This is a genomic window from Maridesulfovibrio salinus, assembly GCF_055394525.1.
In genome coordinates, this window is record NZ_AP042461.1 from 2,647,148 (window position 1) to 2,674,131 (window position 26,984).

Sequence of the window (26,984 nt, forward strand, 5' to 3'; positions counted from 1 at the left end):
AGATCAGGGTCAGTCCAATTCAGATTATGCAGGATATGCCGGGAGGAATTTTCCGGAGATCTTTACCGTCCGGGAGTAATCTCATTGACCAGAATTGTATGGGGTTCCGTTGGGGGAGGCTTGCTATTGTGGTTTCTGGCTGTCCTTTCAAGAGATACCGGGATAGCGGTACTTTATCCGCCTCTTGCCGCTACATGTTTTATAAACACCAGTTGCGTCTTCCTGCGTGTCGCCCGCCCCAAATCCGTGATCGTAGGACATACGGTGGCATCTGTTTGCGGATTGGCCGGAGTCTGGCTGGGCAACTGGATCAATCCGGGAGCTGATCTTATTCTGCCGCTGAAGCTCGGACTTTCCGTCATGCTGGCTGCCGTATTTATGCAGATATTTGACGCCGACCACCCGCCTGCGGCCGCCACCGCAGCAATCCCGGCAATACTCCCGCTCCCCATGCCATGGTATGCTCTTCCCCTTAACATGGCATGGGGAGCAACGGTGACAGTTATATTCTCATTTGTTTGGAATAGAATATGGTTCGAATTTCCCGCCCGGGATATTGATAACAATATCAGAAATGCAGGACTGTACATGGAGAAAACCCAGATTCTGGGAGTTGCGATATGTGCGGTCAGCTGCATTCTAATGTGCTTTCAGGCTATGCTGCCTGTAATCGGTAATACCGGACTGTTCGGCATGGCCATAGGGTGCATGGTTTTAGGTACACACCATTTCAGAATGCTGACTCGAATCAGCTGAAAGGAGGGCTGCCATTAGAAAGTGAAAAGAGGCAGGCCATGGATCAGCGGATGTTAGTAACCAGAGATATACCTACCAACCTCAAACAATATCCCCATGTCCTGCCTCATAAAACTGACCTTTTTTAAAGCAATCCTCTATTCTGTTGTCAGCCGGGGTAATTATGTTTAGAACTTCATGCATGGCTGACGAACAAACCTTTCACTTCCGTAATGAAAAAATCCAATCACTTTTGCTGGAGATGGGACAGCAAAGGTCCACCGATTCTCTTTTCAATCTTATAGTCAACAGACTTGCCCGGTTTCCAAATATTTCGCTGGCCAGAATCTGGCTCGTTAAAGAAGGCGATATCTGTGAAAGCTGTCCGCTGAGTGATGAGTGCCTTGATAAGGACAAGTGTCTGCATCTTGTTGCCAGCGCAGGGCAATCGGTTTCGGATGTCAGTGCCGACTGGTCACGTATTGACGGTGATCACAGGCGTTTCCCTTTAGGGGCCAGAAAGGTAGGGCATATTGCTGCAACCGGTACACCCGTAATTGTAAAATCCGTTGCCGATGATTCCAAATGGATTCTTCATCAGGACTGGGCCAGAAGGGAGGGGATCAATGGTTTCGCCGGGCAGCCCCTTTCTTATCATGGTGAAACAATGGGTGTGCTTGCTGTATTTACTAAAAGCGGGATTGCTCAGCCCGCCCTGGATATTTTGAGTATTCTTTCCAATCATGCTGCAGCCGCACTTGTTAATGCCAGAGCCTTTGAAAAAATCGAGGAATTGACCCGGCGCCTTGAGGCTGAAAACAGTTACCTGCGTGAAGAGCTTTTGAGTTCCGCATCGTTTGGCGGATTTATAGGGCAGAGTGCGCCGTTACAAAGAATTATCCAGCAGATTGATCTGGTTGCATCTACTGATGCCGGGGTGCTGATACTCGGGGAATCGGGGACAGGAAAAGAACTTGTCGCCCGCGAACTGCATAACCGTAGTACACGCAGAAACAAGCCCATGATCAAGGTCAACTGCGCTTCAATTCCCAAAGATTTGTTTTCAAGTGAGTTCTTCGGTCATGTCAAAGGTGCATTTTCCGGTGCTGTTTCAGACAGGGCCGGAAAGTTCGGTGCGGCAGACAAGGGAACCCTTTTTCTGGATGAGATAGGAGAGATTCCACTTGATCAGCAGGCTCATCTTTTGCGGATTCTGCAGGAGGGGGAGTATGAGCGGGTGGGTGAGGAAAAGACCCGTAAGGTTGATGTCAGAATCATAGCTGCGACTAATAAAGATCTGAAGTCCGAAGTGGAGAAGGGACGATTCAGGGAAGATCTTTATTTCAGGCTCAATGTATTTCCCATTGAGGTTCCGCCCTTAAGGGAGAGGAAAGAAGATATCCCGCTGCTCGCAGACCATTTTCTGAAAAAATATCTGGCGGAGATGAAGCGCCCGGAGTTTCATTTTACTTCAGCGCAACACAGGATTCTTTCCACCTATTCATGGCCGGGTAATGTCCGTGAGTTGCAGAATATTGTTGAGCGTTTTGCAATTACCTCCAGTTCCGATCCTGCAGGTCTGGAATTTTTCAGAAATCTGAAAATCGGATCATCCAAGGAAGATGAACAGGCTGTTAGCGGAGAATGTGATGAGCGGGTAATGTCTGAGCAGGAAATGGTAAGCCTGCAGAGAAAGAATATCGAAAAAGCTCTTAAGCTGTGCCGGGGAAAAATCTATGGCTCTGACGGAGCCGCCAGACTGCTCGGATTGAAACCTACAACTCTTGCGACTCGAATAAAGAAACTTAAGATAGTCCGTTAGAGGTGGATTATGCCGTATATGGGTTGTACTAAAAAGATGCTTGATGAATTAAGAGTTCGGAAAATTGGTGCAAGTGAAGATTACAGGGGAATCAAAGGATGGCATGCAAATATTTTCCGGTTGTATCGCAGCAAATCAGTGCTGTTAGTAAATGATGAAACCAGATTTGCTGTATTTATTCCGCGAATGGTTAAAAAAGATTTTGAAAACTTTGATGTGATTTTTCGTGATTATTTCAGGGCAGCGCTTGAGTGGGCATCTGTTGAGAAGGGGGACATTGCCAAATCTTTACTTCTGCTTGGTAAGTGCTCATTCGGAAAGAGCCATAGTCGAAGTGTTTTAGGTACTCTGAACGATATGAAAAAAGCTGTCGAATTTCTTCTTGAAACTGAACTGGGACGGTTGCCGGAATCTGAGGTGGAAGTTCAGCGTATAACTACGCTGCTTAACAAGACTCCATATCAGGGTAAAGATCTGGGTAAATACGTGTTTCCTGCCGAAGCAATGCGTAAAATGCTTAGCGGTCTGTGATTTATTTTAAGGTGAATTTCTGAGTAAGCTTATGAACAAGAAGAGCCCCGCAAAGACGTCTTTGCGGGGCTCTTCTTGTGTATGATGTGTTCTCAGGAGGTAAGATACTTAATGCCTAGATTTTTTCACTTACTCGAGTCGATAGTTTTTTGTCAGTGCTGGTTTCTTTCATTACAACATAGCCTTTTTCCGCAGTTGCAAAAAAGACTCTTTCAACGATTCTTGCAATTCCACATAACCAGCACATAAACATAAAAATCAACTCCTGCTGTTCGAAACTATATCCGGAGAATTACGGATTTCTTTTCAGTTCTTGGTTTCAGAGTACGCAGAAAAATTGCTTCGTCAATGGCCTTTGATTAATTCTTTTTTTCACATTTTATATCACCATTCATTTTTTAAGTCCGGATTAGCATTTCTTGTGTTCAGCCCAGTGTTTATGGGATTTGTTGAGACTGAACGCGGATTCAGTCTGTCGCCAAAAAAGTTATCTGATTGGAAATTTCCGGCTTCAATTTTTGCGATTACGGACTCTTCAAGTGAAGAGTCCATGTTGGATTATGATTACGTTAGCTGACATACCGGTGAAATTGTCGTATGTTTTACTGGTCTTTTCTGTAGATAATTTTTCCGTCACAGATTGTGGTCATTACCTCTAATTTGTCAGCACCATTTTGTAGATCACGTATGTTGCCAGAAAGGATTACGATGTCGGCAAGCATGCCCGGTTTGATAGCTCCTTTTATGTTCTGGCAGAATTCACTGTACGCGGCTTCGGATGTGTATGCGGCCAGAGCCGTTTCTATATCTACAGACTGGTCTCTGGATTTTTCCTTCCATGGCTTTCTGCTGACTGCATGGTGAATACCTTTTCTCACATTGCAGGAAACAATAGGCCAGTCGCTTCCGAAGACCAGAATTGCTCCGTTGTCTTTATTCTCTTTCCATGCAAAAGCCGTGTTCCACTCATTTTCGGGGATAAGGGTATGCCATAACGTCATGGGAGGTCTTTCGTGGAGCGGTTGCATAGAAGTGATTGTGTGCATTAGCCCGAACCTCGGGATGTCTTCGTGCCGACAGATTTCGATGTGTTCAATCCGGTGAGGTATCTTATGGCCTCTTTTACGGTCTATTTCAGAGTTAGCCTTACGGGCATTTGCAATGGCATCCAGTATGGATTTTACCGAGCCATCACCAATGGTATGGGCTGCAACCTGAATTCCAAGCCTGTCCGCGAATTCAAGCAACGTGTTGAGGTCCGCCTGATTAAATTCCGGGATTCCTTTTGATGGTGGCTGGTCGGTGCGGTAGGCAGTATCCTTTTCAATCACTCCGTCCATGAATATTTTGAGTGTATCCAGACGTATTTTAGAGTGGTAATTCAGATGATCAGGGTGGCTGCTGTTTGTATGTGGATTATCTCTTTCCAGATGCAGTTTTACATAACTTCCGTGGTTCACATCTTTGATGTGCGTTGACGTTGCCATCAATGTTTCCGATTTGGGGTGGTCCGCATGTCTTTCACCCTTTTGAGAAGCTTTCACCAGTTTTTGGTGACGGTCTTCGTTTGCTGCTTTCAGCAACAGAGTCAATTCTTCATGCAGTTGTGCTGTGGTCGTTTCTCCATTGCGGGCTTTGCTGATAAATTCCCGTGTATTGTAACCCAGCACAACATCTTTGAGCATATTATGGTCAGCAACGGCAGAAAATGAGGAACTGACCCGTATGGGCAGACGGTTGGATTGTTCCAGTTCAAATAGCAGAATGAGGAAAGAAATGTCTTGCGAGGGCTGGGCAAGAGCCATGCGGTGAACCCCGGTAATTCCTTCAGCGGCAAGTGTCAGGCAGACAGTTTCCAGATCCTCCAACTGCTGTTCGATTGACTTGGGAAATTTACTCTGGAGCGGGCCGACTAAAAAACTGTATACTTCAGGCTCCTTAAATTCTCCGGTAGGTATGCCTTTCTTGTCAGTGACTATTTTATCTTCAAGGTCAAGCTCTTCTATTAAATGGGGATAAGGAGGCATAGGCTTAAGCATGTCTGATTCATCAAGTGCTTTTGTATTTCCCCAGACCGTATGCATGTCGTGCGCGAAAATAAGGAGAGGCTTGTCCTCGACCAGTTCATCAAGGAAATCCCGGCAGTTTTCCGCCGGAATTATGGGATCATCAAAATAGTGCAGCCCGAAGACCTGAAGAAAAGGCATATGCTGGTTTTTCTCGGCATAGGACACTAATTTATCTTTAAATTCAGTGCTTGATTTTACTTCTTCAACATTCAAGGAGCCAAGGCGCTGCATTGCCACATCCAGATGCAGGTGCGAATCCACGAATCCGGGTGAAACAGACTTTTCATTGGCATCAATAATTTCTGTTTCGGAAGTTATGATATCTTTCAACTCTTCACTGTCGCAAACTCTGATTATTAAATTTCCGGCAACGGCAATATCTTTTATCTGTCCATTCGCAAGTAACGCGTTTCGGATAACAAGATCAGCTGGGGCGTCCTTATCATATTCAATTTCAGGTTCAATCCGGTATTCTGTATCGGGTGGATAATGTTCAGGGTTTATGTCATCCATTCCAACGCCGAAGACTTCCGGGTATTCCTTCGTTAACTTATGCCTTAAAAAAGTTTCAGGACTTTTGGGGCAATTCATTTCAGATCCTTGATTTGCGGTTAACGGTTTATCTTAATTTCGAGCATGACAGGGCATACGTTTTTTATCGATTCTTTATTACTTAACTCAGTGGGAAAGATATTACCAGTCTCACTGCCGTTGACTGCCGATGATCTTAATTTTGAGTGTATTTCTGTTTTGACGTACTTGTTTACTTCGGTTAAACAAGTTTTCCCGAAGTAAATTGAATTCAAACAGGAGCATTCATGCTTGTTCGCATTACCAAAGACCTTACTCTGATAGATACACCCAAGGATCTGGTGGATCAGATTAAGGATACTCTTACATTGATGAATCCTGAATATATAAATGCCATTAAGTATCGGGGAAGAGCGGGGCGCATTGCCAAGCATATCAAAATGTTTAAAGGAGACAGATGGAAGCGTCTTCATTGCCCTCGCGGATTCGGACTGGAGCTTCATCAGATGGCCAAGGCTTTTGGTGAGGATGTTGAATATGATGATCGCAGGCGTGAGCTGGACCCTGTCGACTTCGAGTTCAAGGGGGAGCTTCGACCCTATCAGGATGAAGCCCTGCAGTCTTTTGCCCGCCCATCTCAAGGAATTCTTGAGGCCGGGACCGGTGCGGGTAAGACTGTCATGGCTCTTGCTCTAATCGCGCAGCGCAAGCAGCCGTGTCTTGTCCTTGTACATACCAAAGAACTGCTTTTGCAATGGGTTGCCCGTGTACAGCAGTTTATGGGTATCGAGGCTGGGCAGGTTGGCAACGGTAAATTCAAAATACGGCCTTTGACTATCGCTACTATTCAGACCGCCCGCAACCGGAAAAAAGAACTGATGCCGGAATTCGGACATGTAGTTGTAGATGAATGCCACCGTGCACCGGCCAGCACATTTCAGGATGTTGTTACCTCATTTGATGCAAAATACCTTACCGGGCTTTCCGCTACTCCTTACCGCGCAGACGGCCTCGATCGGATTATAAACCTCACTCTCGGAAACCTTGTTCACAGGGTGAATCCTGAACTGCTTCGTGACACAGGGGCAATTCTTAAGCCTGAAGTATGCAGGGTTGAGACAGGATTCACTTTTGCCGGAAATCCTTCAGAAGAGTACTCCCTGATGATGACAGCTCTTGCTGAAGATTTTGAACGCAACAAGCTCATAGCATCCAATGTGGTTAAAGAGGCCGCCAAGGATAATGGAACTCTGCTGTTGGTGGCGGACAGAACCGCTCAGCTCGATGAGCTTGCTGATATACTTCATGCCCGTGGTGTTGAGGTTGCGGTCCTGACAGGCAAAACACCAACTTCCGAGCGTGCAAAAATTGTTGTGGACCTTAATGCAGGGAAGATCAAGGTGCTGGCAAGCACTGCATCCCTAATAGGTGAAGGGTTTGATTGCCCCGGGTTGAGCACTCTTTTTCTCTGTGCTCCCATAAAAGCTAAAGGAAGGCTGGTACAGATTGTTGGAAGGATTCTGCGTCCCGGTGAAGGGAAACGTCCGAGGATTTATGATTTTATTGATGATAAGGTGGGTGTTTTAAAACATAGTTCCGGTATCCGGCAGCAGATTTTCAGTGAAATTGTTTGAAGTAAAGCCTGAGTTAATCTCTTACTGCCGAAGAAGTAAGCTTCTACGTTGCAAAGCGTATTTTAAGCTATTCCCGCATCTAATAAGTTATTAATGAGTGCTGAGCTGCTGAAGAAGCTTCCACTGTATGACAGTGTGTAATTTCCGCCCTTTTTACTTTCCAACATCTTGCTGCTTTGAATAGTCTGATGAAGTAGAGATTATTATCAATCTGTATCCCGCCCTGAATTTCAGGGCGGGATTTTTATTGTACTGTAAAAGGGATAGCAGTTTCGCGAAATGCAATAGATTCTGGAGGAGAATTATTCTTTCTGGAGAGTTTGGTTTGTTACTGGATTTTTGATCGGCATTTGTATGCTCTGATCATGTCTAAATTGTAATAAAATTAAATTGAATCCGATTTCCGACTTGTCTTGTCCACATCTCTGCGTTTTTATTAAAAAATACTTTATCCGTAATAATACGATGGATTATTTCGAATTTAGCAATAAGAAAATAAAATGTTGACAAAAATGTAATCATTCCTTTAAGAGCAAAAGCGCTCATTTATTCAATTTTTAACTTTCAGGAATGGTTATGAATCAGATATCCGAAATTTTTAAAAAGATCGCATCCGGCAGCCTTGTGCTACAGATCGTGATCGGAATCGTTGCAGGTATTTCTCTGGCAGTTGTATCTCCGGACTTTGCTCAGTCCGTAGGTCTTTTAGGCAGTCTTTTTGTTAAGGCTCTTAAGGCTGTTGCTCCGATCCTTGTTTTCGTGATCGTGGCTTCTTCCATCGCCAACCAGAAAAAAGGCGCGCATACCAACATGCGCTCCATTGTCTCTCTGTACCTCGTGGGAACTTTTATGGCCGCTCTGGTCGCGGTAACCATGAGTTTCCTGTTCCCCACAACCATGACTCTGGTTGCAACAGATACCAGTGCTGCTCCACCGAGCGGTATTGCTGAAGTGCTCAATACTCTTCTGTTCAAGGTGGTTGATAACCCGGTTAACGCACTAGCTACTGGTAACTTCATCGGTATTCTTGCCTGGGCTATTGCTCTCGGTTTCTTTTTTCAGCATACCGGTGAAGCAACCAAAACAATGCTTGCGGACGTTGCCCACGGTGTATCTGGTATCGTAAAGCTTGTTATCCGTTTTGCCCCTCTGGGGATTTTCGGACTGGTTTCCAAGACCATTGCAACCACCGGCTTTGAAGCCCTCGCAGGTTACAGCCATCTTATCATGGTTCTTCTCGCGTCAATGACCATCATTGCTCTGGTAGTCAATCCGTTCATTTCATGGTTCATGACTCGTAGAAATCCTTATCCGCTTGTTTTTACCTGCCTTAAGGTAAGTGGTATCACCGCTTTCTTTACCCGCAGTTCCGCAGCGAATATTCCTGTTAACATGGAACTCTGTAAGCGTCTCAACCTTAACGAAGATACTTACTCCGTTTCAATCCCTCTGGGAGCTACCGTAAACATGGGCGGAGCAGCCATCACCATCACAGTTATGACTCTCGCGGCAGTTCATACTCTTGGTATTCAGGTTGACATCGCCACCGCGCTTCTGCTCAGTCTGATTGCTTCAGTATCCGCCTGTGGAGCCTCCGGTGTTGCAGGTGGTTCGCTTCTGCTGATTCCTCTTGCATGCAGTCTCTTCGGTGTTCCGAACGAAGTTTCTATGGAAGTTGTTGCAGCTGGTTTCATTATTGGCGTGATTCAGGACTCCGCTGAAACTGCATTGAACAGCTCCACTGACGTTCTCTTCACTGCGAGCGCTGATATTGCTGCATCAAACGCTGCTGGTGAGACCGTAAAAGGAACTGTCGGAGCATAATGCACGCATTATATTCTGCTCCTTAACTGGAGTGTTTCGTATATGGCATGAAAGGCCGCACTGTTTGTTCAGTGCGGCCTTTTTTATGTGCCTGTATTAATTTGTTTTTGAGTATGTAATCGCTTGTGTGGACTGAATATTTAAATTCGGAATATTATAACTCTAATGCTTTGATTTAGATGAACAAAAATGTTCATTTTGCAACAACTACGACACAAAAATGTCATAAAGTATTGACCCGATCTTCGAATTTGAGTAGTTCTAATGAAAATATTTTCGAAAACGATCATTTTCCTGTGAGATTGTTTTCAAAATGTTCTGTTTAACATTTGCCGGATGGCAGTGGTGTGAACAATCTTCTGCCTGCGGTTCAAGGGGTGTGTGATGAGGATCAGATCTTTTTTAAACATTGGTGCTTTGGTGTCTGCTGCGGGTGGGGCCGCGGCTTTTTGGGTCACGCTTAAACTAATGGCCGCTGCTTCAACTGACGGTCAGCTGATTTTATCATCCGGTGCAATGCTTTCTGCTGTTGCTGCCGGATTTCTTTTTTTTGCGGGATTAAATTTTTTATTCGGTATTGTTGCTACATCAAAAATTTATAAAGAAGCGGATGTTCTCTCTGATTTCATGCAGCAGGTAGCCGGGGGTGATTTCAATTCAAATCGCCCGAAGGCCGGGGCCGGGAGTTTCGGTAGCTTAAATACCGAAGTCTGTGCAACTGTGGATGCGCTTAAAAAACGTCTGGGCTTTGCCGAAGGTGTTCTGAACGCCATAGCCCAGGCGTATCCTTTTATGACTTGTGACGCTGAAGGGAAAGTCGATTATGTGGGTAGCAGGCTGTTCAGTATCTCAGGCAAAAAAGGAAAGCCCGAGGACTACTACGGTCTTACAATCGGTGGATATGTTTACGGGGACAATTCCCGCAAAACCAGAACCGACCGAGTTGTGAGCGAAGGCATCAGGATTGAAGGTGAGACAAAATTTGAAGGGGATGGCGGCCTTCATGAACTTTTATTCTCAGCTGAGCCAATTTATGACCTTGATAAAAATCTGAGCGGGGCGCTGACCATTTATTTTGATCTGACTGAAGTAAAAAAACAGCAGCGCGAGATTGAAGAGAATGCCAGAAGGGTGGCTCAGGTTGCCACTGAACTGGTAGGCATAACGGAACAGGTTAATTCTTCAGCGGGGGTCATCGCTTCACAGATTGGAGAGGCAGCCAAAGGAGCTTCTTTTCAGTCCGACCGGACTACTGAGACTGCAACTGCAATGGAGGAAATGAATATTACCACCCTTGAAGTTGCCAGACATGCAGTAAGTGCCGCGGATAATGCCATCGCAGCAAAGGATAATGCCCATGAAGGGCAGAGTGAAGTCCGCAATCTTATCAAATCGATTGAGACAGTTCGAGGCCATGCTGAAAGCCTTGAACAATTCATGGATGCCCTCGGGCAGCAGACAGATTCCGTTGGAAGTGTGATCACCGTGATTCAGGATATTGCAGATCAGACCAACTTGCTTGCCCTCAATGCCGCAATTGAGGCGGCAAGGGCTGGTGAGGCTGGGCGCGGGTTCGCAGTGGTTGCGGATGAAGTGCGAAAACTCGCTGAGAAAACCATGAGTGCAACCGATGAAGTCAGCAACGCCATCAAGGCAATTCAGGATGGAGCAAGAAGATCCATTGAAGGTGTAAAGCAGGCGACAGACGCGGTTGAAACCTCGACCGGTATTGCTGAAAGTTCCGGCGCAACTCTGGAGCGGATTGTTGAAATAGTCAACAGCACCTCTGATCAGGTTCAATCCATTGCTGCGGCCGCTGAGCAGCAGTCGGCAACGAGTGAACAGATTCACCGTGCGGTGGACGATATAAACACTATCGCAACCCAGACCGCAGCCGGAATGCATGAAGCAAATGATGCCAGCAGTGGGCTTGTGGGAATGTGCGGTGAGCTTAATACTTTGATTAAAAGACTTTCTTCATAAACAGACAAAGCGTTTACCTCCTAACCTCCAAAGTCGGGCCGTGCTGTTCCCTGCAGTGCGGCCCGCGCTTATTTATAGGCTGATCATTGTTTATTCCCCTTGTATCCTCTTTGCCCAATCTATGATATATTAACAGCAGGATTATCTTATTATGACCTAAGGATGGGAGGGGATTATGGGCATGAAAGCATCGGTTGGCATTGGTGTAAAGATTCGGGTTTTTATTCTTTTTCTGCTAGGGACAGTGTTCACGCTTCCTGCTCTGGCTATAATTGCGGCAGGTTTCATGGAACCTGACATAACTGCCGATGATACGCTGGCAATGTTTTTCATGGGTGGAATGCTGCTGATTGTGGGGCTGACTATCTGGTGGACCATGCGGCGTATGTATCGTGATGCCAAAATCAGGGCAATTCCACGTGCAGATCCCAATGAAATGATGGCCATGGGCATGGCGCAGGCTCACTACATGTCCTCGATGGACAATATGGATAGTGTTTCTGAAGCAGGCGATGTTGATACAGGATACGATTCAGGAGGCGGAGATTTTGATGCCGGTGGTGACTGATCAGGTTTTATTGTTGATCAGTTTCGAATATGAATTGGCTGTCAGGCCGTAAACACTTTTAAATTGCCTGTTCAGGTGTGAAAGATCGTAAAATCCGCATTTAAGCATCACTGTATAAAGCTCCTCACCATGTTCGAGGAGCTTTTTTGCGCTTTCGGTTCTGAGGTTGAGAAAATACTGGTAGGGTGAAATACCCTTGATGGCTTTGAACTGTCGGATGAAGTGGAATTTAGACAATTGTATTTCAGTGCATATTTCATTGAGTTTGAGAGGGGATTCGAAGTTGTCGTGCATCATTTCCACTGCTTTTCTCACGGCAGTATAGTTTCGAGGCATACGCATCTGTTCATCCGCATTGGCTGTCCGGCTGATTACGTCCATGATCAATTCGTTTGTAAGAAGTTCTTCATTTCCGTTTTCAATTGAACGGGCGAGATTGATGATGTCATAAGCCAGTTTGCGGTCGTAAACTATGGGTGAAGAGAATCTTACTACATCTTTTTTTCCTGAAATATTTTCGAATAACTCTCTTGGTATGTATGCCATTACATATTCGAGATCTGTTTTGTCACCCGAGCAGCCATCGTGAATCTGTTCCGGTTCAAATAGCATCACTCCACCGGGCTTTGAGTGGCAGAGTTCCCCCTCAAGACGGTACTTCTGAATTCCGGTCAAAGTAACACCTATAGCGTATTCTTCGTGGGAATGCTTTTTGTATTCGAACTCATCGAATCTGGCTGAGAGAACAGTCATGTCATCATGTTTAGTGTAATTAAATTCACGCATTTTGTTTATATTTGGATTATGTTTTCAAGTCCTGAAACAGTCCATGCGCAGTAAATCATGGTCAGCGACAGGATAATGTTTGTCTGTTTCCTGTAACGGCTCAGGTAGCGGCGGAATAGGGTGCCCAGTACAACCCATGAACTGTATGCACAGCAGCCGATAATGGTCAGTATAGCTACGAATGCAGCAATGTCCAATGGATCTGAATATGATGGAATCACGAAGTTGGCCAGGACTGTAAGGGTGAACAACAGCGCCTTTGGATTAATGAACTGCATGGTGAACCCGGTTATGAATCCACCAGTGTGATCTGAAGTCTGTCCGGTATCCATTTTAAGTATTTTCCATGCAAGATAAAGCATGTAGGCAGCACCGACAATTCCCATCAGCTGTTTTATTGCCGGGATTATACTGAAAAGGTAGCTGTTAAGAGTGGCGGAAAGAGTAAGTAATATACCGAATGCTATGGTTGCCCCGGCAACGAATTCAAGTGCCTTTCTATAGCCATGATTCTGGGCTGTAGAAAAGATAATTATATTTGAAGGCCCGGGAGTGAAAGTCACGATGATGCTGTATGCCAGAAATGCCAATATGTTCATGTCGATCTCCTTTATATTCTCAGGATGATCGGAAATTGGCATGAACATCAGCTGACGGGATAGTACAAAGTTGCTCATCACTTCTTGTGCAGCTTTAATTCAGATCACATACTCCTTCTTTACAATTTTCCATGACTTTCCGGTTGATTATGGTGATTTTGGGGCCGTTAATTTCAATCAGTCCTCCGGAGGCCATCTTCTTCATGGCCCGGGATAATGCTTCCGGGGTTACTCCTATTATTTTAGATAGTTCCCTGTATGAAATTTCCATTCTAACAATACCATTCTGTTCCCGACTCATAAAGTAGGCTGCAAGACGTGAAGGAACCTGTTTCAGTGAGAGGGAGTCAATCATTACCATTGCTTCCTTGAGCCTGCGGGACATAACTCTCATCATACTCATAAGTATGGTCGGATCTTCGTGAACGAGCTTCTCATACTCGGCGGGACTTATGAACAAAACTCTGCTGTCTTCAAGTGCGCCTAGGTTTGCTGGAAGGACTCCGTCTGAAAATGCGGAGCACAGGCAGAAAGGTTCTCCGGGGCCGAATACGAATATAGTCTGTTCCTTTCCATCCTCTGCTATTTTGAAAAGTTTGACTTTGCCCGAAAGGAGTACATGCAGACCCTGCGATGAAGTGTCTTCACTGAAAAAGGTCGATTTCTTCGGGAACTCACTTATCAACGCGTGGCGGGCAAGCCTGCTAACCTGATTGTCTTTGAGTCTGGCAAAAACCGGAATTTCCCGCACGGCCGCTTCGATTTCCTGCTGATTCATTTTTATCCTTAAAAAATATTCTGTTGATCGTGATCAATGTGTGGTGCCGGATAAATGTTTAAAACAGTATTCAGGAAGAAAGGAAGGAGGTGTTCATGAACACTGCAAAGATACATTGCCCTTACTGTACATTTAAACATTATGTTTCATCAACCCCGCAGGGTATTTTCAGGATGGCATGTGAAAGATGCGGTGACAGTTTCCAGATCAGGATACTGGCTCATGGCATAATGGTCCTGCCCGAAAGTTAAACCTGCAATTCAGGAGAGTAGATATGTGGAAGGCATTACAGAAAATTACCAGAAATCTGATAGTGGCAATCCCTTTGATGATGGCTGCCGGTTTTGTTTACGGTCTTGTTGCTGAAACCGCTTGGCTCAAATCCATGATCATTCCGTTCACCTTTTTGATGGTTTACCCCATGATGGTAACTCTCAAAGTGAAAAAGGTGTTTGAGGGCGGTGATGTCAAAGCACAGGTTTTAACCCAGCTGATCAACTTCGCTATTGTTCCCTTTGTCGCCTACGGGTTCGGGATGTTCTTTTTCGCGGATAAGCCTTACATGGCTCTGGGGCTTCTGTTGGCCGGACTGGTCCCCACAAGCGGTATGACCATTTCATGGACCGGGTTTGCCAAGGGAAACATGTCCGCAGCGGTAAAGATGACAGTGATAGGTCTTGTCTGTGGTTCGTTGCTGACTCCCTTTTTCGTTAAGGCACTCATGGGTGCGACAATTGAAATGAGTCTGACTGCCGTGATGAAGCAGATATTCTTCATTGTATTTCTGCCGATGACACTTGGTTATATGACTCAGCGCTATCTTGTGGGCAGATATGGTCAGGAGGATTTTCAGAAATACATCGGCCCAAAGTTTCCTCCTTTGTCCACTCTCGGTGTTCTTGGGATAGTTTTTGTCGCTCTGGCGCTTAAGGCCAGAACCATTGCATCGGCTCCGGAAGTTCTGCTCAGCATTCTCGTGCCCCTGTTTATACTATACGCATTCAACTTCGCTTTAAGCACATTGGTAGGCAAAAGCTTTCTGCCGCGCGGGGATGCGATAGCACTTGTTTACGGTTCGGTAATGAGAAACCTGTCCATAGCACTGGCTATAGCAATCAATGCTTTCGGACCGCAGGGTTCTGATGCCGCTCTGGTAATTGCCATGGCTTATATCATTCAGGTTCAGTCGGCAGCCTGGTATGTGAAGTTTACTTCAAGGATCTTCGGTCCGAATGAGTCTGATCTTGAAGGCGCAGAGCAGGCCGGATAAAAAAGGATAATTAAACTCCGATCTGTTGATTTCAGGTCGGGGTTTATGTTTTTTAACTTAAAGCTGTACTTTAAGAATTCGCTGTTTTGGACAACTTCAAGTGTTTATATATCTATTAATTTCAGGGTATATTCGGTAAATTTATCAACCGCCCTTGACATTGAGAATCGTTTTCATTATTTAATAATCAAGAGGTCAAGAAAAAATATACAATTATTATTAAATATATGGAGCTAAATATGTGTGGATTCAGTAAAGTCTGGCAATTGAGCAGGGAAGGCATGGCAGCGTGTAACGAAGGCGATTTTTTCACTGCCGAAAATAATCTTAAGACAGCAATTGCTATGTCCAATTGCAAGTCCAAAAAAATTCATAAGGCAACAATGTATAACAATCTGGCTGTGGTTTACCAGATGAGTGGCAAAATTGAAGAGGCTATTGACGCTTATTCTACTGCGGTTGGCTTTCTGAACCCTGACCATGACGGTCAGGCAAATCTGATCCGAAGAATGACGTCCAAGATAGATGGTCTTAAACAAAAACTTGCTGCATAATTTTAACTTCTTGCTTCTCCTCCTAAAGGCGGGCCTTGTAGCGGGGCCCGCCTCTTTAATTTATATCCACCCATCATCTCACAGAGTCATAGAATTAACCTAGGTTACAGGAAGTTAGCTGGCTCTATGTTTTAGTGTTGAAAAGAAAAAAATCCGCAATTAATCGGGGTAGAGGTCTGGATAATGAGGTATATAGTTATGAATGCGTAGGTTAAATTTTAATGATTGGGGAAAGGATTTAACGGATTCCATCCCTGATGAAGATAAAAGTTGAATGAAAATCAGATAATTTGCTTTGGAATCCTCCACAGGGGTTGACTTTGTGGGCAAACTGCCTAAATAATCCCAGTTCTTTTGTAAGGGAAATGTGAAAGACTTCACGTTTCGCGGACATTATAAATGTACCCAACTGCCTCACGCTAAGTTCCGGGCAGATATATTTTAGGAGGATGCTATAAATGGATTTTAATATTGAAGAGATTTCACCGGTAGAGAGAGAGATCAAAGTTTCCGTACCCGCAGAAGAAGTGGGTGCAGCTCTTGACGCAACCATCGCTCTGTACAAGGTGCAGACTCCTGTTAAAGGTTTCAGAAAGGGCAAGGTTCCGGCTTCCGTTATCCAGTCCAAGTACAAGAAACAGATTATCAACGAAGCTACAACCGATCTGATCAACTACCAGATCAATGAAATTCTCAACGAGCAGTCCTTCGTTCCCGTTTCCAAGATTGATGTTGACGCTAAAGAACTCGTTCGCGGTGAAGACTTCAACTACGTTATTAAATTCGAAGTTGTTCCCGAGTTCGAAAGCCCGGTTTATCTGGGACTTAAAGTTGAAGAAGAGCGTGCAGAAGTTGCTGACAGCGAACTTGAAGAAGTTGAAAAGAGACTTCTCCAGTCCATGGCGAAAATTGCGCCTATCGATGAAGACCGTCCCGCAAAAGAAGGCGAGATGGCAACTGTTACCTTTTCCGCGGAAGTTGACGGTGAGCCCGTTCCCGGTATTGAGGCCGACAACTTTGACCTGCCTATCGGCGAAGGTCACTCCCTCAAGGAATTTGAAGACTTCGTAATGACTCTGAAGCCCGGCGAATCCGGTGAAACCGACATCGAATTTCCTGAAGATTTCATCAATACTGATCTCGCAGGCAAAACCGCTACCATGAAGGTAACCGTTCATGCGGTTAAAGAGCGCAAAATGCCTGAGCTTACCGATGATGTTGTCAAGCAGGCTGGTGGCTTCGAGTCCGTAGAGAAAATGCGTGAAGTTGTTAAACAGTCCTACATGGCCAACCGCAAGCAGCTTTGCAAGAGCGCCGCACAGACCAAGCTTATTGAAGGAATTGTTAAGGATCTCGACTTTGCTCTTCCTCCTTCCCTTCTTGATGACCGTCTCGAACGTATGGTTCAGGATCTTATTTCCCGCACTGAGCGTTCCGGCAAGAGCTTTGAGTCTCTTGGAAAGAGCATGGAAGAACTCCGCGAAGAGCAGCGCCCCATGGCTGAAGATTCCGTGCGCACTGAAATCTTCCTGCTGACTGTTGCCAAACGCGAAGAACTCAGCGTTGAGCCCCAGGAAGTAGAAGGTGCTCTTTACCAGATCGCCCAGCAGACCCAGCAGGATTTCAGCTCCGTTAAGTCCTACTATGAAGAGCACAACCTGCTTGTCCCCCTCAAGGATAGACTCCTTGCAGACAAAGCTGCTGAGTTCATCTACGAGAACGCTGATATCACTGAAATCGATCCTGTTAAGAAGGACGAAGAATAATCAGTTTTCATCTATAGTTATTCCGGCGGCACGGTTTGTTCAGGACTGTGCCGCCTTTCTTTTTCAACTGAACATTCATGGGTTGACTTTGTTTTTATAGAACATATTTACTGCGTATTGCCGATTTAAACGGTCTGCGGGATTTATACTTGTCCTCAAGCCGTCAAATGTTTAGGATATGTTATCGGAAAAATGTCCGTTTAAAGGGAACGGTTTATTTAATTCAGTTAATTCAGTATCCTCTTTCATACTGCTAATGTTCTCATCGGGAGAGATAGATGTCTGGAACCATACCTATTGTTATTGAGACTACCGGGCGTACCGAACGCGCTTACGATATTTATTCACGTCTTCTCAAAGACAGAATCATTCTTCTCAGCGGCGAAGTTAACGATCATGTTGCAAGTGTGATCAGTGCTCAGTTGCTTTTTCTTGAGTCTGAAGACCCTGAAAAAGAAATTTACATGTACATAAACTCCCCCGGCGGAGTAGTGACTGCCGGACTTGCCATCTATGACACCATGAAATACATTTCTGCTCCGGTTGCCACCCTTTGCATGGGGCAGGCGGCCAGCATGGGAGCGTTTCTGCTGAGTGCCGGCGAAAAAGGGCATAGATATTCCCTGCCTCACAGTCGTATTCTAATTCACCAGCCTCTTGGAGGGGCGCAGGGGCAGGCTTCAGATATTGATATTCAGGCGAAAGAGATTCTCCGCCTGAGAAAATCTCTCAACTCCATCATGGCAGCCAACACCGGTAAGTCCATTGAGGAGATTGAAAAAGACACTGACCGCGATTATTTCATGTCTGCCGAAGAGGCCTTAAAGTATGGTCTCATCGATAAGATTCTGGAATCACGCGGAAACATTGAATCCAAGGAAGGTTAATTCCTGATGAGTAATGAGAGACAAGGTTCGGGACAGGACCTTCATTGCTCCTTCTGCTCCAAATCTCAGGACGAGGTGCAGAGGCTGATTGCGGGGCCGGATGTTTATATCTGCGACGAGTGTGTGCAGTTGTGTAATGACATCATGGCTCAGGAAGCTGTCGGCGAGGAGTTTGATGCAGGTAAGCTCCTGTCTCCGCAGGAAATTAAGGACCTGCTTGATGAGTATGTAATTGGCCAGGACCACCCGAAGAAGATTCTTGCTGTGGCGGTTCACAACCATTACAAGCGTGTTTACTATGCTCAGTCCAGCAGTGACGAAGATATTGAAATTGATAAAAGCAACATTCTGCTTATTGGTCCCACCGGTTCCGGTAAAACCCTGCTGGCACAGACTCTGGCGCGTGTTCTGAAAGTTCCCTTCGCCATAGCTGATGCCACCACCCTGACCGAAGCCGGTTATGTGGGTGAGGATGTCGAGAATATTCTTGTACAGTTGCTGCAGAATGCTGATTACGACATTGAATCTGCATCCAGGGGAATTATCTATATTGATGAAATAGACAAGATTTCCCGCAAAGGTGACAGTCCTTCAATTACCAGAGATGTCTCTGGTGAAGGTGTTCAGCAGGCTCTGCTCAAGATTATTGAAGGAACCGAGGCCAATATTCCTCCCAAGGGCGGGCGTAAGCATCCCCAGCAGGAGTTTATCAGGCTCGATACTTCCAACATTCTTTTTATCCTTGGTGGAGCTTTTATCGGTCTGGATTCAATCGTTCAGCAGCGCATGTCCGGTGCTGGAATTGGATTCGGGGCTAAAGTTGAAACCAAAACTGAGAAAGGAATCAGTGAACTTTTCACTCAGGCTGAACCTGCTGATCTGGTGAAATTTGGTCTCATACCCGAATTTGTGGGCCGTATTCCTGTTCAGACTGCTTTGTCTGAGCTTACTGAAGATGACCTTGTGCGCATTCTTCAGGAACCCAAGAATGCTCTGGTCAAGCAGTACAAGAAAATGTTCGAACTTGACGGTGTCCGCCTTACTTTCACTGAAAATGCTCTTAAAGCTATCGCAGCCAAGGCCGTTGAAAGAAAGACCGGTGCACGCGGTCTTAGAAATGTTCTTGAATCAATCATGCTGGATATCATGTACAAATTGCCTTCAATGAGTGGAGTCAAGGAATGCGTGATTAATAAAAGCGTTGTTGAGACAGGTATAGAGCCGCTGCTTTTTTTTCACAATGAGGTGAAAAGCGCATAGCTGCTTTTAAATATTGAGTTTATAAGCCCCCGGTTTCGACCGGGGGCTTTTTTTTGTTAATAAGGCCAGTTGGTTGAGGTGGATGAATCTGATTGCTTGGTTTTCCTCGGGGTTGGCAATAATGCTCTAATGAAGTATGTTTAAAATAATACTTTAACATGTATGGAGTCTTTGAGAAGCGTAGAATAAACATAAATTTTGGTGTTATGCAGATAATTATTGCCTTTTTGTTGAAATAGATTCTATTTTATTTCTAAATTTAGTCCAAGCCGATAAAAAGGAGTCTTTTGGTGGTATGAGAAAATTGTTTGCCGTGCTGTTCCTTATGATGGTTATTCCATTTTTTCTTGTGCCAAAAGGTTACTGTGAAGAAAAAAGAGTGCTTATGATAAGCGCTTATCACCCTGCTTTTCCGACTTTTTTTCAGCAGATTGAAGGAGTTAAGTCCGTTCTTGATCCGGAAGGGATTCAATTGGACGTAGAGTTCATGGATACCAAGAGATTTTATAACCAGAAGAACCTTACCGCTTTTCATGACCTCATTAAAATGAAGCTTGAATCACTTCCGCCCTATGAAGTTATAATTACCTCTGATGATAACGCGCTGAAGTTTGCACTTGAATATCGAGGCGAATTGTTTCCTGAAACGCCTGTAGTTTTCTGTGGTGTAAATAATCAGGATATAGCCAGAATGATGAACCATAACGATGGTTTCAGCGGAGTCATTGAAGCAGCCTCTCTTTCCGAGACTATTGAATTAATCCCGAGACTTCTTCCTGGGACCGATACTGTTTCGGTTCTTGTCGATTCTACCCCGAGTGGACAGGCCGATCTGGATGTACTGAAAGACGTTCGCTTTGACTTTCCTGATATTAATTTTGAGATAATCTCTCTGGCAGATCTCAGCTGGGATGAATTCGGAAAAAAACTTAGAAGAATTGACAAAAGCAGCGCGGCTTTGCTTCTCGCGGCTTACAGGGATAAAAATGGCGTAGCAAAGACTTTCAATGAGTCTTTGGAGTATATAAACCTTAATTTGAGAGTTCCTGTCTTTCATCTTTATGAGCACGGTTTAGGTAAAGGTGTACTTGGCGGAAAAGTTGTTTCTCATTTCAGTCAGGGGAAGATTGCAGCTCAAATTGCCATGGATGTTATCAGCGGAAAGTCAATCAAGGATATTCCGGTTGTTGAGGGGGGGAATGCCAATAAATTCATTTTTGATCGCAAACAGCTAAATGAATTTAATGTTAGTTTTTCCAATCTTCCTGATAAAAGTGTGATTCTTAATAATGAATTCAGTCTGCTCCAGAAATATCGTTTTGAAATCCTGTTCCTGTCAGCATTGGCGTTGATACTGATACTTTTTTTGGCAGGATTTTTGTTTTACTATATAAGATTTCGCAAAACCGAAAATAAAGTAAGAGAAAGTGAAGAACGTTTTGCGCTGGCCATGGAAGCGAACAAGGATGGCATATGGGATTGGAATATAAAGTCAGATGAAGTGTATTACAGCCCCGGGTATAAGGCTATGCTTGGCTATGCGGTAGATGAGGTTCCATCCCATGTCGAATCATGGCTCGATCTCATACATCACGAAGACCGGGATAGAGCTTTTAAAGCCAATAATGATTGCATAGAGAATAAAACTGCAAATTTCGAAGTTGAATTTCGCATGCAGGCTAAAAATGGTGAATGGCGTTGGATACTTGGCCGTGGAAACGCGTTTGAAAGGGACGAGAACGGCAGAGCTCTGAGAATGATAGGAACCCATACTGACATAACCGAGCGGAAAAGGTCGGAAGTAGAGATCAGTGGGCTGCGTAATTATCTCAAGAGCATAATCGATTCAATGCCTTTTGTTTTGATCGGGCTGGATGAGCATTGCCGGGTAACTCAGTGGAATGCCCGGGCGGAGCAGGATAGCGGGTTCAGTTCGAGTTTCGCGGTAGGCAAAAAGGTTGAAAAGGTATTTCCCCGTCTTGTCCCGCAGATGGAGAAAATTATGTTCTCACTGGAAAACAGAGAGATTTACATTGATTCAAGGGTTCCTCGTCGTGAAGCAGGAAGTGGCGAGTATGATGATATAACTATATATCCTCTCGATTCAGGAGACAATAAAGGCGTCGTTATAATACTTGAAGATGTAAGTGAAAGGGTACGCCTGGAGGAAATGGTTATCCAGAACGAGAAGATGCTTTCTGTAGGTGGGCTTGCGGCTGGCATGGCTCACGAGATTAACAATCCTCTTGGTGCCATTCTTCAGGGAGCCCAGAATATACAGCGCAGAACATTGGGAGATCTGGAAGCCAATTTTGATGTGGCGGCTGAGTATGGTCTACAGATGGCTGATATCAAGGGATATATGACTGAACGCGGCATCCCCAAAATGATTGATGGAATTAATGCAGCAGCTGAACGGGCTGCCAGAATAGTAAGCAACATGCTTAGTTTCAGCAGAAAAAATGCCGGTGATTTCAGGGAGCACGATCCTAAGCTTATGCTGGATGAAGTAATAGATCTAGCTGCCAATGAATACGACTTGACCAGTAAGTACGATTTCAGGAAAATTGAAATTATTCGGGAGTATGATGATAGTGCTCCGGCCATTTATTGCGAACGCAGTGAGATCCAGCAGGTATTCTTCAACCTGTTGAAAAATGGTGCCCAGTCAATGAACTCCAAAGACTACAATGGGGACAGACCCAGATTTACTCTGCGGGTTCGCAGGGTGGATAACAATGCCAGAATTGAAATAGAAGATAATGGGCACGGTATTGATAAATCAGTTCAGAAAAGGATTTTTGAGCCGTTTTATACAACAAAGCAGGTAGGAGAGGGTACCGGTTTGGGGTTAGCCATATCTTATTTCATAGTGACCGACCTTCATAAAGGCAGTATGGAAGTCTACTCAGCCCCCGGAGAGTGGACCAGGTTCATCATCGACCTTCCTCTGGATAATCGGTTCCATCACTGATTCATTCCTTTCTGGAGTTTTGACCTTTACAAAGTCTATTACAGATTCAGGTATCTGCCGATATGAATTTTGTCGGCTCATTTCGTTATAATATTTTTCCCGATATTAAATTTCGTTTGATTTTCGTATGATAATATTGCCATGGTTATTTGACAAACTGTTCTGAGGTATTATCTCATAAGTCTGCATGACAGGTAGCAGCTTATTAGCCTGTTATAAGTTTTGCAGACATGAGAATGATTCAATTGAAATTAGTTTCATTCAGGGTATAGTTAAAGAAAAATTTGGAATGTAATCTGAGAGTATTTATGCTCCAGTTCTCATTTATAAGCCGTTTCGGGTAGAAAGCAGGAGGCTGAATGTCATCCACAGTTTATGAAAATGGTTCATCCGCTGAACAGAATATTCTTCCAATGATGTCCTTGAGGGAAGTCGTGATGTTTCCACGCTCGATCGTTCCCCTTTTTGTTGGCCGGGAATCATCAATCAAGGCCATAGAAGAAGCGATTGCTGATTATGATAAGAAGATATTCCTGGTTACCCAGGAGTTCCCCGAGAAAGAGAAACCAACTCCTCAGGATCTATTTAAAGTAGGTACTGTGAGTAAAATTCTCCAGATGCTCAGACTGCCTGACGGAACAATCAAGGTCCTTTTTGAAGGGCTGCACCGTGCAAGTTGGGACCCTGAAGTCGACGGGATCACCTTCAAGGATGACTTTCCGCTCGTCAATATTGAGAAAATAGAAGATGAGGACGCGGGTGAGCATGCAACGGAAGCCTTAGTGCGTTCTGTTCATGAGGCACTTGAGAATTTCGGTAAAGTGAACAAGAAAATCGCTCCCGAAACTATTCTGGCAGTCTCGACTATTCGTTCTGCGGGAAAACTTGCAGACTCCATTATGCCTCACCTTAAGGTTGAGTTCATTAAGAAACAGTCCATCCTTGAGATGGTTGATCCCCTTGAGCGACTTGAAGCTGTGTATGAACTTCTTCTCGGTGAAATCGAAATTGTGTCCATTGAAAAGCGGGTCAAGAACCGTGTGAAAGGGCAGATGGAGAAGAATCAGCGCGAATACTATCTTAACGAGCAGCTCAAAGCCATCAATAAGGAAATGGGGCGTGAAGACGATCCTCAGGCTGAAGCTCATGAGCTTGAAGAGCAGCTTGACGCCAAAGAGATGGAAGATGAGTCCCGGGAAAGGGTACGCAAGGAAATCAAGAAGCTTCGCCAGATGGCCCCGTCATCAGCAGAATACACTGTTGTGCGCAACTATGTGGACTGGGTGATGGAATTGCCGTGGAATCGGTACAAGAAGACCAAACTGGACATCGCCGAAGCCAGAAAGATTCTTGATGAAGATCATTACGGCCTTGAAAAGCCCAAGGAGCGTATCCTTGAATATATGGCTGTTCAGGCTCTTGTTGATACCATCAAAGGTCCTATCCTCTGTTTCGCGGGCCCTCCCGGTGTTGGTAAAACCTCGATAGCACGCTCTATCGCCAGAGCAATGGGGCGTGAGTTTGTTCGCCTGTCTCTTGGTGGAGTCCGTGATGAAGCCGAGATAAGAGGGCATAGACGTACCTATGTGGGAGCACTGCCGGGTAAGATCATCCAGTCATTGAGACGTTGCGAATACAGCAACCCGGTTATCTGTCTTGATGAAGTAGATAAAATGAGCACTGACTTCAGGGGTGACCCTTCTGCGGCACTTCTTGAAGTTCTTGATCCGGAACAGAACGGAACTTTCAGTGATCACTATCTTGATCTCGACTACGATCTTTCCAAGGTCTTTTTTATAACCACGGCAAACGATCTGCACTCCATTCCGCTTCCCTTGCAGGATCGTATGGAGATTATCAAGCTGCCCGGTTATCTGGAAACTGAAAAAATACATATCGCAAAGGATTTTCTCCTTCCCAAACAGGTCCAGGAACACGGCCTCAAGGAAGGAAATCTTTCTGTTGACGATGATGCAATGATAGACATCATTCGTACCTATACACGTGAAGCCGGTGTACGTAACCTTGAGCGTGAGCTTGCCCGCGTCTGTAGAAAAACCGCAATGCAGATTGTGGAGTCCGGGGATAAGGAAAAGAGTCTTGAGGTGGTTCCGGACAACTTAAGCAAGATTCTAGGGGTACACAAGTTCCGCTTCGGCTCAAGTGAGGATAGATCTCTGGTGGGTGTTGCCACTGGACTTGCTTATACTCAGGTTGGCGGTGAGATGCTTATGGTTGAAGTTGTGCTCATGCCGGGTAAGGGTAAGGTTGTCATCACCGGTAAGCTCGGAGATGTAATGCAGGAATCAGCTCAGGCTGCGCTTTCCTACATCCGCTCCCGTTCTGATCTGTTTGGTCTGAAGTCTGATTTTCATGAGAAAATTGACGTACATGTCCACGTTCCGGAAGGAGCAACCCCCAAGGATGGTCCTTCGGCCGGTATTACTCTTTGTACTGCGATTGCATCGTCTTTTCTCAATGTTCCTGTTCGTCACGATCTGGCCATGACCGGTGAAATAACCCTGCGCGGCAGAGTCCTTCCTATCGGCGGTCTCAGGGAAAAGCTGCTTGCGGCACACAGAGGACAGTCCAAAACCGTCCTTATTCCGATAGACAACAAGAAGGATCTTAAGGAAGTACCTGATGCTATTCTTAATGATCTTGAGATAATTCCCGTTGAGAATATGGATGAAGTGCTCAGCCATGCACTGGACAGCCTTACCGCTGAAGAGTTGTTCAGAGGTAAGAATAATGTGACTCCTATTGCTTTGAACCTGATCAAAGATGAGTATCAGAGCCAGCCGCATTAGTTGTCATTAATTTGTATGATTAATAAAGGTGTCCCTTACGGACACCTTTTTTTATGCCTTATTCAAAAACGCAGTATGTTATGTTATCAATACTTCAGGGGAAGTAATAACTAACAAGCATACCGGGTTTTGATTTGTTCAGAAGATTAAGCTTATTTTTGTTGAGTTGTCTGGTTTTGTTAAGTCCGGACTGTTTTGCTTATGCCGGAGTACGGGATAATGTGAAAATGGTTTTTGAGAAAGCCGTGAACGATTTCAGAATCCCCGGCGCGGTGATGGTTATTAAGACCCCGGACGGGCAATTGTGGGATATGAATACAGGAGTTCGTAGGCTTGGCAGGAAAAGGCCTGTAACAGCAAAACATAGGTTCAGGATAGGCAGTATTACCAAGACATTTGTTGCATCTGTAATTTTAATGCTCGTAAAGGAAGGGAAGCTGACTCTTGATACACGCGTTTGCGATATACTGCCGGAGAGATTGGAAGAGAATGACCCGGTAACAGTCAGACATTTATTGCAGATGCGCAGTAATATAGGAAATTTTTCTACAGACAAGGATTTTCTGGCTGAATTCCGTTCAAAACCATGGAAAACATGGTCACCCGCCGAGCTGCTGGAATATCGTAACATTCCGGCAGGGCCGTCCGGGGTTTTCTTTGAGTACAGCAATTCAAATTATGTGCTTCTGGGAATGATTATTGAGAAGTTGACCAAAGATACGTTTGAAAATCAAGTACATAAAAGAATTTTAATGCCGCTTAATCTCAAACATACTTATTTCCCCACCTCAACGACTGATCTCAAAGCGCCTTTTGCAAGAGGATATGATTATAACCCCAGAACAGGAGGCATCAAGGATCTGAGTTTCAGGATAAACCCATCATGGGCCTGGTGCTCCGGCAATGGGGTTTCAAATGCCCGAGATCTTATGGTCTGGCTGCCTGAATTTTTGAATGGCTACGGTATAGGAAAAGAGCTTCTAGAAGAGCAGTTCAATTATAAACCAGCTCTCCACTATGGAGTCTTTTATGGTCTGGGAGTGATGAACAAATATGACGCGGAAGGGCATAACGGCAATTATGCCGGGATTTATACTTCATTGGCATTCATGTACCGGAATCATTATTTTGTCATACTGACTAATGGCCAAGCTGAAGGAGGAGGGCAGAACTCAACCGCGGAGTCTGTTTTCTGGAGAGTTGTTAACCGTTCGAACCTTTTTACCGGTATGAATTCAGAAAGAGCTGATAGTGAGATTCTTACTAAAAACTGAAACTGAATCCGATTCCTATACCCATACCGCCGGATTCCTCGCGTGGTCCTTCATGTGACTGCTGATAATTTTTGTCTAGCCCGAAAATCAGACCAGTGCTGATATCTTCACTTATATAAAAGCTTTTCATCATTTCGTTAGAAGATGCCCAATCATCTAACAGTTCATTTCTTTCGATCCTTTCCTGATGTGTGTTTTTTGTATTCGATTCGAGGCCGGCTGCCTCAGCGTTTGCTGTTCCTAAAACTGTCAGCAGGCTTGTGACTATAATGATTGATTTCCACATTGTTCACCTTCCCGTTTGAGTGTGGAATCTTCAGTTGTTTCCC

The 26,984-nt window shown here is 44.9% G+C and carries 20 protein-coding genes and 1 pseudogene; 16 read left to right on the forward strand and 5 right to left on the reverse strand.

From position 1 onward, the window contains the following. Positions 1–84 precede the first annotated feature (84 nt). From ACZ5PW_RS12035 to ACZ5PW_RS12045, 3 genes are all read left to right on the forward strand, one after another. On the forward strand, positions 85–756 hold the full coding sequence (locus ACZ5PW_RS12035) for an HPP family protein (protein WP_464553861.1): 672 nt from the start codon (positions 85–87) through the stop codon (positions 754–756). Positions 757–919: 163 nt separating this feature from the next. Then, a complete protein-coding gene (locus tag ACZ5PW_RS12040) occupies positions 920–2,557 on the forward strand; it encodes a sigma-54-dependent Fis family transcriptional regulator (RefSeq protein ID WP_464553864.1) in 1,638 nt (545 codons plus the stop codon). 18 nt (positions 2,558–2,575) lie between these two features. Beyond that, positions 2,576–3,088, forward strand: coding sequence for a DUF6933 domain-containing protein (locus ACZ5PW_RS12045; RefSeq protein ID WP_464553868.1), 513 nt, complete (start codon positions 2,576–2,578; stop codon positions 3,086–3,088). A 602-nt stretch (positions 3,089–3,690) separates the two neighbouring features. Here ACZ5PW_RS12045 and ACZ5PW_RS12050 read toward each other — a convergent pair. Then, entirely contained in the window at positions 3,691–5,748 is a 2,058-nt protein-coding gene (locus ACZ5PW_RS12050) for an amidohydrolase (protein WP_464553871.1), read from the reverse strand. 227 nt (positions 5,749–5,975) lie between these two features. Between ACZ5PW_RS12050 and ACZ5PW_RS12055 the strand changes: the two genes are divergently transcribed. The 4 genes and pseudogenes from ACZ5PW_RS12055 (at position 5,976) to ACZ5PW_RS12070 (ending at position 11,697) form a co-directional block, all read left to right on the forward strand. Beyond that, positions 5,976–7,322 carry a DEAD/DEAH box helicase gene (locus ACZ5PW_RS12055; RefSeq protein ID WP_464553874.1) on the forward strand — a complete coding sequence of 449 codons (1,347 nt, stop codon included), beginning with the start codon at positions 5,976–5,978 and terminating at the stop codon, positions 7,320–7,322. Between the two features lie 576 nt (positions 7,323–7,898). Further along, on the forward strand, positions 7,899–9,146 hold the full coding sequence (sstT, locus tag ACZ5PW_RS12060; protein WP_464553878.1) for a serine/threonine transporter SstT: 1,248 nt from the start codon (positions 7,899–7,901) through the stop codon (positions 9,144–9,146). A gap of 1,386 nt (positions 9,147–10,532) precedes the next feature. Then, positions 10,533–11,129: pseudogene (locus ACZ5PW_RS12065) on the forward strand (methyl-accepting chemotaxis protein); the annotation flags it as partial. Between the two features lie 175 nt (positions 11,130–11,304). Beyond that, positions 11,305–11,697 (forward strand): hypothetical protein, encoded by a 393-nt coding sequence (locus ACZ5PW_RS12070; protein ID WP_464553883.1) that lies wholly within the window; start codon positions 11,305–11,307, stop codon positions 11,695–11,697. Here the strand turns inward: ACZ5PW_RS12070 and ACZ5PW_RS12075 are convergent, their stop codons facing one another. The 3 genes from ACZ5PW_RS12075 to ACZ5PW_RS12085 form a co-directional block, all read right to left on the reverse strand. Continuing rightward, positions 11,698–12,483, reverse strand: a complete 786-nt coding sequence (locus ACZ5PW_RS12075; protein ID WP_464553885.1) for an AraC family ligand binding domain-containing protein — start codon at positions 12,481–12,483, stop codon at positions 11,698–11,700. Positions 12,484–12,488: 5 nt separating this feature from the next. Next, positions 12,489–13,082 carry a LysE family transporter gene (locus tag ACZ5PW_RS12080; RefSeq protein WP_464553886.1) on the reverse strand — a complete coding sequence of 198 codons (594 nt, stop codon included), beginning with the start codon at positions 13,080–13,082 and terminating at the stop codon, positions 12,489–12,491. A gap of 94 nt (positions 13,083–13,176) precedes the next feature. Beyond that, entirely contained in the window at positions 13,177–13,860 is a 684-nt protein-coding gene (locus ACZ5PW_RS12085; RefSeq protein ID WP_464553888.1) for a Crp/Fnr family transcriptional regulator, read from the reverse strand. A gap of 95 nt (positions 13,861–13,955) precedes the next feature. On the opposite strand from ACZ5PW_RS12085, the gene ACZ5PW_RS12090 reads away from it, so the two are divergent. The 9 genes from ACZ5PW_RS12090 to ACZ5PW_RS12130 all read left to right on the forward strand — a co-directional run bounded on the left by ACZ5PW_RS12090 (position 13,956) and on the right by ACZ5PW_RS12130 (position 26,655). Next, positions 13,956–14,111 (forward strand): hypothetical protein, encoded by a 156-nt coding sequence (locus ACZ5PW_RS12090; RefSeq protein WP_464553891.1) that lies wholly within the window; start codon positions 13,956–13,958, stop codon positions 14,109–14,111. A gap of 23 nt (positions 14,112–14,134) precedes the next feature. Beyond that, positions 14,135–15,130, forward strand: coding sequence for an arsenic resistance protein (locus ACZ5PW_RS12095; protein WP_464553895.1), 996 nt, complete (start codon positions 14,135–14,137; stop codon positions 15,128–15,130). A gap of 239 nt (positions 15,131–15,369) precedes the next feature. Then, positions 15,370–15,684: a tetratricopeptide repeat protein gene (locus ACZ5PW_RS12100; RefSeq protein WP_464553898.1), complete on the forward strand. Its 315-nt coding sequence runs from the start codon at positions 15,370–15,372 to the stop codon at positions 15,682–15,684. Between the two features lie 458 nt (positions 15,685–16,142). Further along, positions 16,143–17,450 (forward strand): trigger factor, encoded by a 1,308-nt coding sequence (tig, locus tag ACZ5PW_RS12105; RefSeq protein ID WP_464553902.1) that lies wholly within the window; start codon positions 16,143–16,145, stop codon positions 17,448–17,450. Between the two features lie 278 nt (positions 17,451–17,728). After that, positions 17,729–18,337 carry an ATP-dependent Clp endopeptidase proteolytic subunit ClpP gene (gene clpP, locus ACZ5PW_RS12110; RefSeq protein WP_464553905.1) on the forward strand — a complete coding sequence of 203 codons (609 nt, stop codon included), beginning with the start codon at positions 17,729–17,731 and terminating at the stop codon, positions 18,335–18,337. 6 nt (positions 18,338–18,343) lie between these two features. Then, entirely contained in the window at positions 18,344–19,597 is a 1,254-nt protein-coding gene (gene clpX, locus ACZ5PW_RS12115) for an ATP-dependent Clp protease ATP-binding subunit ClpX (protein WP_464553909.1), read from the forward strand. 295 nt (positions 19,598–19,892) lie between these two features. Continuing rightward, entirely contained in the window at positions 19,893–22,571 is a 2,679-nt protein-coding gene (locus ACZ5PW_RS12120; RefSeq protein ID WP_464553914.1) for an ABC transporter substrate binding protein, read from the forward strand. 359 nt (positions 22,572–22,930) lie between these two features. Continuing rightward, positions 22,931–25,381: an endopeptidase La gene (gene lon, locus ACZ5PW_RS12125; protein ID WP_464553918.1), complete on the forward strand. Its 2,451-nt coding sequence runs from the start codon at positions 22,931–22,933 to the stop codon at positions 25,379–25,381. A 227-nt stretch (positions 25,382–25,608) separates the two neighbouring features. Continuing rightward, complete coding sequence (locus tag ACZ5PW_RS12130) at positions 25,609–26,655, forward strand: serine hydrolase domain-containing protein (RefSeq protein ID WP_464560401.1); 1,047 nt, start codon at positions 25,609–25,611, stop codon at positions 26,653–26,655. On the opposite strand, the gene ACZ5PW_RS12135 is transcribed toward ACZ5PW_RS12130, so the two are convergent. Further along, positions 26,645–26,941, reverse strand: a complete 297-nt coding sequence (locus ACZ5PW_RS12135; protein ID WP_464553922.1) for a hypothetical protein — start codon at positions 26,939–26,941, stop codon at positions 26,645–26,647. The two genes, ACZ5PW_RS12130 and ACZ5PW_RS12135, sit on opposite strands and share 11 nt — an antisense overlap. Positions 26,942–26,984: the final 43 nt, after the last annotated feature.

Excerpts from the sequence above, each read along its gene's own strand:
- ACZ5PW_RS12040 (WP_464553864.1), top strand. The coding sequence starts at position 920 with ATGTTTAGAACTTCATGCATGGCTGACGAACAAACCTTTCACTTCCGT.
- sstT (WP_464553878.1), top strand. The coding sequence starts at position 7,899 with ATGAATCAGATATCCGAAATTTTTAAAAAGATCGCATCCGGCAGCCTT.
- ACZ5PW_RS12090 (WP_464553891.1), top strand. The coding sequence starts at position 13,956 with ATGAACACTGCAAAGATACATTGCCCTTACTGTACATTTAAACATTAT.
- ACZ5PW_RS12095 (WP_464553895.1), top strand. The coding sequence starts at position 14,135 with ATGTGGAAGGCATTACAGAAAATTACCAGAAATCTGATAGTGGCAATC.
- lon (WP_464553918.1), top strand. The coding sequence starts at position 22,931 with ATGTCATCCACAGTTTATGAAAATGGTTCATCCGCTGAACAGAATATT.
- ACZ5PW_RS12050 (WP_464553871.1), bottom strand. The coding sequence starts at position 5,748 with ATGAATTGCCCCAAAAGTCCTGAAACTTTTTTAAGGCATAAGTTAACG.
- ACZ5PW_RS12100 (WP_464553898.1), top strand. The coding sequence starts at position 15,370 with ATGTGTGGATTCAGTAAAGTCTGGCAATTGAGCAGGGAAGGCATGGCA.
- ACZ5PW_RS12075 (WP_464553885.1), bottom strand. The coding sequence starts at position 12,483 with ATGCGTGAATTTAATTACACTAAACATGATGACATGACTGTTCTCTCA.
- ACZ5PW_RS12130 (WP_464560401.1), top strand. The coding sequence starts at position 25,609 with ATGGTTTTTGAGAAAGCCGTGAACGATTTCAGAATCCCCGGCGCGGTG.
- ACZ5PW_RS12080 (WP_464553886.1), bottom strand. The coding sequence starts at position 13,082 with ATGAACATATTGGCATTTCTGGCATACAGCATCATCGTGACTTTCACT.
- ACZ5PW_RS12070 (WP_464553883.1), top strand. The coding sequence starts at position 11,305 with ATGGGCATGAAAGCATCGGTTGGCATTGGTGTAAAGATTCGGGTTTTT.
- ACZ5PW_RS12135 (WP_464553922.1), bottom strand. The coding sequence starts at position 26,941 with ATGTGGAAATCAATCATTATAGTCACAAGCCTGCTGACAGTTTTAGGA.
- ACZ5PW_RS12085 (WP_464553888.1), bottom strand. The coding sequence starts at position 13,860 with ATGAATCAGCAGGAAATCGAAGCGGCCGTGCGGGAAATTCCGGTTTTT.
- ACZ5PW_RS12045 (WP_464553868.1), top strand. The coding sequence starts at position 2,576 with ATGGGTTGTACTAAAAAGATGCTTGATGAATTAAGAGTTCGGAAAATT.
- clpX (WP_464553909.1), top strand. The coding sequence starts at position 18,344 with ATGAGTAATGAGAGACAAGGTTCGGGACAGGACCTTCATTGCTCCTTC.
- clpP (WP_464553905.1), top strand. The coding sequence starts at position 17,729 with ATGTCTGGAACCATACCTATTGTTATTGAGACTACCGGGCGTACCGAA.
- tig (WP_464553902.1), top strand. The coding sequence starts at position 16,143 with ATGGATTTTAATATTGAAGAGATTTCACCGGTAGAGAGAGAGATCAAA.
- ACZ5PW_RS12120 (WP_464553914.1), top strand. The coding sequence starts at position 19,893 with ATGAGAAAATTGTTTGCCGTGCTGTTCCTTATGATGGTTATTCCATTT.
- ACZ5PW_RS12055 (WP_464553874.1), top strand. The coding sequence starts at position 5,976 with ATGCTTGTTCGCATTACCAAAGACCTTACTCTGATAGATACACCCAAG.